A 7293-nucleotide genomic window follows, 5' to 3' on the forward strand; every position below is an offset into this window, starting at 1 on the left:
CCAGGAGATAATAATGAGCTTCTTCCGAAAGACGATTGCGGCAGCCGCAATCGCCACCACATTCTGTGCCCCCGCTTTGGCGGAAACGACTCTGAACGTACACTACCCAATGCCGGGTTTCTTCAAGGATGTGATGGATGTCATCTCCAAGAAGTTCATGGAAGAAAACCCTGATATCAAGATCAGCTTCGTCAGCCCTTCGGCCACCTATGAGGAGGGCATCCAGACGATCCTGCGTCAGGCCGGCACCGCTGAAATGCCTGACGTCACCTTCATCGGTCTCAACCGTCTGCGCATGATTGCCGAGCGCGGCGTCAATATCGACATGAAGCCGCTGATCGCCAAGGAGGCTGATATGGCCGCTCAGGGTTTCAGCGACAATATCCTGCGCCTTGCCCAGGTTGGCGATCAGCAGGTCGGCCTCGCCTTCGCCACCTCCAATCCAATCATGTATTACAATGCCGATCTTATCCGGCAGGCGGGGGGCAATCCGGACCAGCCACCAAAGACGTGGGACGAAGTGATTGCACTCGGCGCCAAGGTCAAAGCGCTTGGCAATGGCAATGAAGGTATCGACTTCCGCTGGCAGGGCGATGACTGGATGTTCTCGGCGCTGCTTTTCGGTGCCGGTGGTACCATGCTTTCACCCGACGAGAAGAAGGTCGCGTTCAATGGTCCTGAAGGCGTGGCCGCCTTCAATCTCGTTAGCCGTCTGGTCAAGGAAGGTGGCATGCCTGTTCTGACCAAGCAGGCGGGCGAGCAGGCCTTTGTTGCCGGTAAGGTGGGCTTCGCCTTCCAGACGACGGGCGCGCTGCGCAACACCATCAAGAATGTTGGCAGCAAGTTTGACCTGCGCACCGGACCATTGCCGCTGCTCAACCCGGAAAAGGGCCATCTGCCAACCGGTGGCAACGCTGTGGTGATCCTCACCAAGGATGCAGCCAAGCAGCAGGCCGCATGGAAGTTTGCAAAATTTGCCGCCGGACCTTTCGGCGCGTCGGTTGTGGTTCCCGGCACCGGCTATGTGCCAAACAATGAACTTGCCGCGAAGTCACCTGAGTATCTTGGCGATTTCTACAAGCAGAACCCGCTGTTTCAGGCTGGCCTCAACCAGATGAACCGGATGATCCCCTGGTATGCTTTCCCCGGTACAAACGGCGTGAAGGTAACGCAGACCATCGTCGACAATCTGTCGCGCGTTGTCGAACAGTCGGCCACACCGGAAGAAGCCCTGAACAGCGCGGCTGATGAAGTTCAGAAGCTTCTGCCGCGCCGCTGAGCAATGCACAATCTTTATCAGTTGTCCTGTCAAACCGACAGGGCAACTGATACGCATCCCGCACAACATGAAATGCCGTATAACGGTTTTGCAATGGTTTGAGACTATGACCATCAAGGACAACCACCGGTTGGAGATATGTGACACAGACATATGCTCGCGCCGATCTATCAATCCTTGCTGGACCGACCATCGATGCCACCGACAGACTCCGGCTACAAAACGGAAAAGCGCATTCAGGAACGCAAGCGCACACGCCTGCGCTCGGGAAAGCTTGCAACGCTTGAAGGCCAGTTTCTGACCGAATGTCATTTCCATAATATCGCCGGTGGCGGGGCACGGATCAGAACCGTTGGACCTTGCGTGGTCCCCAACAGGTTCTGGCTGTTTGATGATCAGCATCGTGGCGCACTGATGACTGAAATCGTCTGGCACAAGGACGGAGATTACGGCGTGCGCTTCATCGAAGACATAAATATAGCGCCGCTAAGCGCGGCAGTGCTCAGTGCACTTGCCGGAAAATACTATTCGCTTTGATTGATCATGGTGCCGGTGGCGTCTGGCGCGGCAGGCCCTTGGTGTTCTGGTCGCGGATTTCTTTGGCCGTTATGTAGTTGAATTGCTCGACAAGCAGGTCGCGCACCAGAGGTTCCGGGAATTTCGCGTTCACGCCGTCAATCACTGATTGCTTGACGCTGGCAAATTCAACCTTCTGCACATCTTTCACATCGGAAAAGTGGCCGTAGAACTGGCGGAACACTTCATCATTGATAAACGGTCCGACCGGCACCGTGACAGAGGCCTTTACGCGGCTATCCAGCGTATAGCCGAGCTGCACGACGATATAGCCTTCCACCGTGCCGTCGAGAATAATCGGGACGCTGAAGACATCCGTCTTGCCGAAATCGAGCATGTCCTTGCTCTGGGATGAGATGGCCGCCGTCGCCGAATTCTGCCATACGGCAAAATACAGCGACCCCAGCGCAACGCCGCATATCCACAGACCGATCAGGACAATGCGGATCATGCGCCCTGCCCGTTCCTCATCTGCTGGGCCGTATAGGTGCCATCGGCTTCCTGCGTTTCAAGCGCATCGCGGATGAGGCCGGTCAGCTCCGTCACGGCGCGCAGATGCAGCTTGATGGCATCGCAATTGCGATCCAGCTTCTGCCGCAGCGCATCAAGCACAGGCTGTAGCGACTTCAATGCCGGTATCCCCGCTGTTTTCGCGGCCTTGTTCATCGCCTTGTTGAAGTCGCGCAGGCCACGGCTCTTGTGCGAATTGATCTCGGCAAGATCAATCGTCTCGCCATCAAGCAGCAATTGCGTTTCGCGCTCAACCACTTCTTCCAGACGCTTGATCGCAAAGAGAACGGGCTCAAGCGCCGGTTCGATCTGCTGGGGTTCAAGCGGAGCGTGCTCGATCACTGCGCCATGCTCTTCATTGTCGTTGACTACATCCATATTCATTTCCTCCAATCCTGGCGGCCTCAGCCCTGTCTGATATCTTCAACAGGTTTCGTCGTTTTCAATTGCTTGTGAATGAGTTGCCGTTCGATCTGGTACAAAATGACATTTGAGTCCTGTTTTTGAGTGAGACTTTGTTCGCCTGATACAGCGGGCGTTTCACTCGCTGCCTCGTTTTTCGCTTTCTTGGCGCTCTGCTGTTCCAGCATCTTCGCCACACCGATACCCCCGGCATCGGCCATCTTCTTGGCCACTGCCTCTGACATCATCGATTTCCAGTAATCCCCGGCAATGCCCTGACCGAACACGGCCTGATTGTCGCCGGTGAACATCGACTCGACAAAGGATTGCAGCATGAATGATTCAAATTTCTTGTAGGCGGCATTCTGCTTGTCCGGTGCATGTGTGCTGCCGATGGAAACCATTGGAGTACCCGCCTGTTGTATCGACGCAAATGTCTCGCGCGAAAGCCGCGTCTGGGCTTCGACACGCGCAGCGGCGAGGCTGCGAAGTTTTTCGACCGAAGCCTGCAAGGTTGCCGGATCTGCTGCATTGGCAACATCCAGCACCAGATCGGAAGGTGGATTAATGGCCATCAGTCATTGTCCCATCGTGTTTCATGCTTTCCACCTTACCTGCCCAAACTTACGGGAGGCTTGTGCCGCCAGCGATTGTATGGATGACATATTCCTCGATTTCGTCAGCAGCAGCGATTCGCTCCATATCCTGCTCCAGCCGAAGAAGCCGGTCGCGCAATATATCCAGCGTGCGTGAAACCATCAGCAGATCGCGCTTTTCAATGGTCATCCGCTCGGACAGATCAGCCTGTTTTGCCTTGTTGGTTTCAAGCCGCTTCATGATGAGATCGGCGGGAACGATACCCCCGCCATTTTCGAAGCGATCATTCTGCATCTTGAACAGAGCCATGTTTTCCGCGTCAATCGCAACGGATTGCGCGGTCAGCCGCGAGAGCTGCATTTCATGCCGGGCCTTGGTCAGGCTCTGCAGCTTGATCATCCCCTGAAGTGATCCGCGTGAGCCTGATCTGATGGCCATGTCAAAAATTCCTGAGATAGGTGCCGGCCTCGCTGGTAAAGAACCGGAGAAGATCGGGCATAGTGAAATAGAGAAGCATCAAACCGCCCGCGAGCACGAACGGCATGGAGATGAAATAGACAGGGATTGTCGGGGTCAGCTTGTTGATCAGACCAACGGCAATATTCACGACAACCGCAAAGACAATAAACGGTGCGGCGATGCGAATGGTGCTGAAGAACGCCTTGGACAGTGTATCGGTCAGATTGACCATGGCTGTTGCGGGCTGGAAAACCCCATCAACCGGAATAGCCGAATAGGATGAGAGCAAGGCACGCAGCACTTCAAGATGCAGGTCCATGACGAAGAACATCAGCAGGGCCGAGAAAGTGACAATGGTGGCAATCGCCGCCTGCGGCTCTTCGGATTCGATGCCCGCCCCCGGAGCGCCGGAATAACCCGTCGCCATGGCAATGGTGTTGGCCATGAACTGCAGAGCCCAGAAATACATGCGTGCCAGAATACCGATCAGCGCGCCGACAATGGCTTCAATGACGATGATGCGCATCAGCACGAGAGGCGCGGCATTGGCCGCGGGTGTTACCTGCTTGAGCACGAGCGGCACGACCATCAGTGAACAGGCGAGAGCGAGAAAAAGCCTGACCTGCAACGGAATGCGCGGGCTGGAAATACCGGGCATAATCAGCAGGCACGCACCGACACGGGCAAAGACCAGAAAGGCGGCGATCACCATGTCGCTGAGCGCCAGATTCTGCAGCATCGTTCAAAGCCTCACGAAATCGTTCCGAGCGAACGCACTTCGACGCCGCGCGCGATCTCCACATGGGACAGCACGGAAAGCGTGGCAAACAGCCTTTCGATGATCATGCGGATATAGGGCCGCGCTTCCGGCGAAGCGACGAGCACGAAACGCTCACCTGCATCCAGATGCTTGCGGATTGCCGTGCTGGCCTCAGTACCGAACTGTTCAAGCAGACGCGGGTCAATATCAAATTCGATGATATCACCCTTGGCATCGCGCTTGAGGCTCTGATGGAAAACCATGTCCCAGCGATTGCCAAGACGCAGGACGCTGAGCACGCCATTATCCGCAAGGTCGCCGCAAATCTGCTGTGACATGCGCATGCGCACATGCTCGACGATCATTTCCGAACGGCGGATATGCGGTGCAACTTCAGCAATGGCTTCAAGGATGAGATTGAGGTTGCGGATGGAAACCCGCTCCGACAATAGCAGCTTGAGCACCGCCTGCAGGCCCGAATAGGAAAGATGGGCAGGGCAGATATCATCAAGCAGCTTGCGATATTCAGGGCCGAGCCTGTCCAGCAGCGCACGCATGTCCTTGTAGGACAGAAGCTGCGCCAGGTTGTTGCGGACGATCTCGCTGAGGTGCGTGAGCATCACGGAAAGATTGTCGACGGTCATGTAATTGTCGCGCTTGAGGTCAGCGGCAAAAGTCTCAGGCACCGAATAGGCCTTCATGCCAAAGGCGGGTTCCCTCACCTCTTCACCGGGAATTTCGGGGATCGGGCGGTCGCCGGGAATAACCATGATTTCGCCGACGCGCAGTTCCTGCGAGACAACCACCGTGCCATGAATCTTGATACGATAGACTTTTGGCGGAATGAGAAAATCATCCGTAACTTTGATCTCTGGAACGACAAAACCATATTCGGTGGCAAACTTCTTGCGCATCTTGTTGACGCGGTGCGCAAGTTCCAGCTGCGAGGCCATCAGACGTGTCGACAGCTGCTTGCCCAAGCAAAGCTCAATCTGCGCGGTTTCGAGTGAAGCACGGACGGAGTTGCGGTCCTCGTCCTCAGCCGCTTTCTTTTTCTGGGCATCATCGGCCAGCGCGGCCGCCGCCACGCGTGCAAGTTTGCGCGGAACCGAAATGCCGATAGCAACAAGGCCAAGCGCGAGAATGAAAAATGGAAAGGCGGGCAAACCGGGCAGGACGCCAAGCACGAACAACAGCAGCGCCGCCACGAATAGCGCCTTTGGATAGGCACCGAGCTGGCCGAAAACAGCCTTGTCGGTGGAACCGCGTGTGCCGCCTTTGGAAACGAGCAGACCCGCGGCAAGCGATACGATCAGCGCCGGGATCTGCGTGACCAGACCGTCACCAACCGAAAGTTTGGTGAAGACGTCAGCCGCCTGACCCACTTCCATGCCGTGGCGGGTAACGCCGATGATGATACCACCGAAAATATTGACGGCGGTGATGATAAGACCGGCAATCGCATCGCCGCGCACGAACTTTGACGCACCATCCATCGAACCGAAGAAGGCGCTTTCTTCCTCCAGTTCGCGGCGGCGGTGCTGCGCCTCCTTCTCGTCTATCAAGCCGGATGAGAGGTCGGCATCAATCGCCATCTGCTTGCCGGGAATGGCATCAAGCGTAAAGCGTGCGCCAACTTCCGCAATACGCGTCGCGCCCTTGGTGATGACGAGAAAGTTGACGATGATCAGGATGGCAAACACCACAAGACCGATGACGAAATCGCCGCCCATGACGAACTGGGAAAACCCGTGAATGACCTGTCCCGCCGCCGCATAGCCCTCATCTCCGTGAGTGAGGATGACGCGGGTCGTCGCGATGTTGAGCGACAGGCGCATCATGGTGGCAATCAGCAGAACCGTCGGAAAGGCCGAGAAATCGAGCGGGCGCTGAATCCACAGCGATACCATGAGGATCAGGACTGAAAGCGCGATGGAAAATGCGAGGCCAATATCAAGCACCATGGGCGATACGGGCAGGAAGAGCACGGTCAGGATAACGACGATGCCGAGCGCCAGTCCGACATCACTGCCGGTCAGATAACCCTTGTCTCCCAGTTTTTTGACGGCGACCTGTTGCACGGCATTCTCCTATGATCGTTGGAGCATAGGGAGCGAAGCTTACGCGAAGCCAAAGCGGGGATGTTGTCCGTGCTTTGCAAAACCGGATTTGCGTGGTTCGTGGTTCGACAAGCTCACCATGAGGGAGAGGGTGGATGCAAGGGAGTCAAGTTCTGCAGAATTGTCGATGTGCATTGCAATCCTCACCATCCCTCATCCTGAGCCTGTCGAAGGGCGCAACAATGGATTTGCAGCCAACCAGATTATGCTTCCCCGTTGCCACACCCGCTTTTGCGTCTGGCCATTGAAAAAGTGGGAAAGACGGGCGGTCCATCGGGAGCGCTGAAGTCTTTGGTTGGTGTTGCGGTGTTTACGATCCCTCGGACCACCCGCCCCGGCGATTTGTGTTCCCGTTCTTCACCGGTTTCCTGGCTGTCAGGCTCAGTACCGGCATAAGAGCGGAACCTCTCCAGCTTGCGAGACTACCACCCGCAAACAGAAGCGCCGGTCCTTTCCTGACTTCGAATAGTTTCCGGAAGCATTCCCGCCGGAAAGGACATGAGTAGAATAAGGGAGGCGGAGGAAACGTGGATAAGTTGGTGGTGTTTTTTTTGAGAATGGTGGTTTGGGTGGCGTTCACAGTGGTGCTC

8 protein-coding genes are annotated in these 7293 nt (G+C 56.0%); 2 read left to right on the forward strand and 6 right to left on the reverse strand.

The features are described 5' to 3' along the window. The first annotated feature begins 13 nt into the window (after window positions 1–13). Together AB4Y96_RS24110 and AB4Y96_RS24115 are read left to right on the forward strand one after the other, a co-directional pair. Complete coding sequence (locus tag AB4Y96_RS24110; RefSeq protein WP_441920428.1) at window positions 14–1279, forward strand: ABC transporter substrate-binding protein; 1266 nt, start codon at window positions 14–16, stop codon at window positions 1277–1279. A gap of 195 nt (window positions 1280–1474) precedes the next feature. Next, window positions 1475–1816: a PilZ domain-containing protein gene (locus tag AB4Y96_RS24115; protein WP_441920429.1), complete on the forward strand. Its 342-nt coding sequence runs from the start codon at window positions 1475–1477 to the stop codon at window positions 1814–1816. Between the two features lie 4 nt (window positions 1817–1820). On the opposite strand, the gene AB4Y96_RS24120 is transcribed toward AB4Y96_RS24115, so the two are convergent. The 6 genes from AB4Y96_RS24120 to flhA are packed head-to-tail and all read right to left on the reverse strand — an operon-like array spanning window position 1821 to window position 6664. Beyond that, on the reverse strand, window positions 1821–2306 hold the full coding sequence (locus AB4Y96_RS24120; protein ID WP_091885053.1) for a hypothetical protein: 486 nt from the start codon (window positions 2304–2306) through the stop codon (window positions 1821–1823). Further along, on the reverse strand, window positions 2303–2743 hold the full coding sequence (locus AB4Y96_RS24125) for a flagellar protein FlgN (RefSeq protein WP_441920435.1): 441 nt from the start codon (window positions 2741–2743) through the stop codon (window positions 2303–2305). The genes AB4Y96_RS24120 and AB4Y96_RS24125 overlap by 4 nt, the downstream gene beginning before the upstream one ends. Window positions 2744–2769: 26 nt before the next feature. Next, window positions 2770–3342 carry a rod-binding protein gene (locus AB4Y96_RS24130; RefSeq protein ID WP_441920431.1) on the reverse strand — a complete coding sequence of 191 codons (573 nt, stop codon included), beginning with the start codon at window positions 3340–3342 and terminating at the stop codon, window positions 2770–2772. 49 nt (window positions 3343–3391) lie between these two features. Continuing rightward, entirely contained in the window at window positions 3392–3802 is a 411-nt protein-coding gene (locus AB4Y96_RS24135; RefSeq protein WP_441920433.1) for a hypothetical protein, read from the reverse strand. Between the two features lies 1 nt (window position 3803). Next, the gene (fliR, locus tag AB4Y96_RS24140) at window positions 3804–4562 is read right to left on the reverse strand and encodes a flagellar biosynthetic protein FliR (RefSeq protein ID WP_091885061.1); all 759 of its coding nucleotides are present in this window, start codon (window positions 4560–4562) and stop codon (window positions 3804–3806) included. 11 nt (window positions 4563–4573) lie between these two features. Continuing rightward, entirely contained in the window at window positions 4574–6664 is a 2091-nt protein-coding gene (gene flhA, locus AB4Y96_RS24145) for a flagellar biosynthesis protein FlhA (RefSeq protein WP_091885063.1), read from the reverse strand. Window positions 6665–7293 lie beyond the last annotated feature (629 nt).

Origin of the sequence: Phyllobacterium sp. TAF24 (assembly GCF_052113785.1) — a bacterium.
GTDB lineage: Bacteria > Pseudomonadota > Alphaproteobacteria > Rhizobiales > Rhizobiaceae > Phyllobacterium.

What these genes read in the sequence shown, in the direction of transcription:
- AB4Y96_RS24115 (WP_441920429.1), top strand. Translation starts at nt 1,475, where the DNA reads ATGCCACCGACAGACTCCGGCTACAAAACGGAAAAGCGCATTCAGGAA.
- AB4Y96_RS24125 (WP_441920435.1), bottom strand. Translation starts at nt 2,743, where the DNA reads ATGGATGTAGTCAACGACAATGAAGAGCATGGCGCAGTGATCGAGCAC.
- AB4Y96_RS24110 (WP_441920428.1), top strand. Translation starts at nt 14, where the DNA reads ATGAGCTTCTTCCGAAAGACGATTGCGGCAGCCGCAATCGCCACCACA.
- fliR (WP_091885061.1), bottom strand. Translation starts at nt 4,562, where the DNA reads ATGCTGCAGAATCTGGCGCTCAGCGACATGGTGATCGCCGCCTTTCTG.
- AB4Y96_RS24130 (WP_441920431.1), bottom strand. Translation starts at nt 3,342, where the DNA reads ATGGCCATTAATCCACCTTCCGATCTGGTGCTGGATGTTGCCAATGCA.
- AB4Y96_RS24135 (WP_441920433.1), bottom strand. Translation starts at nt 3,802, where the DNA reads ATGGCCATCAGATCAGGCTCACGCGGATCACTTCAGGGGATGATCAAG.
- AB4Y96_RS24120 (WP_091885053.1), bottom strand. Translation starts at nt 2,306, where the DNA reads ATGATCCGCATTGTCCTGATCGGTCTGTGGATATGCGGCGTTGCGCTG.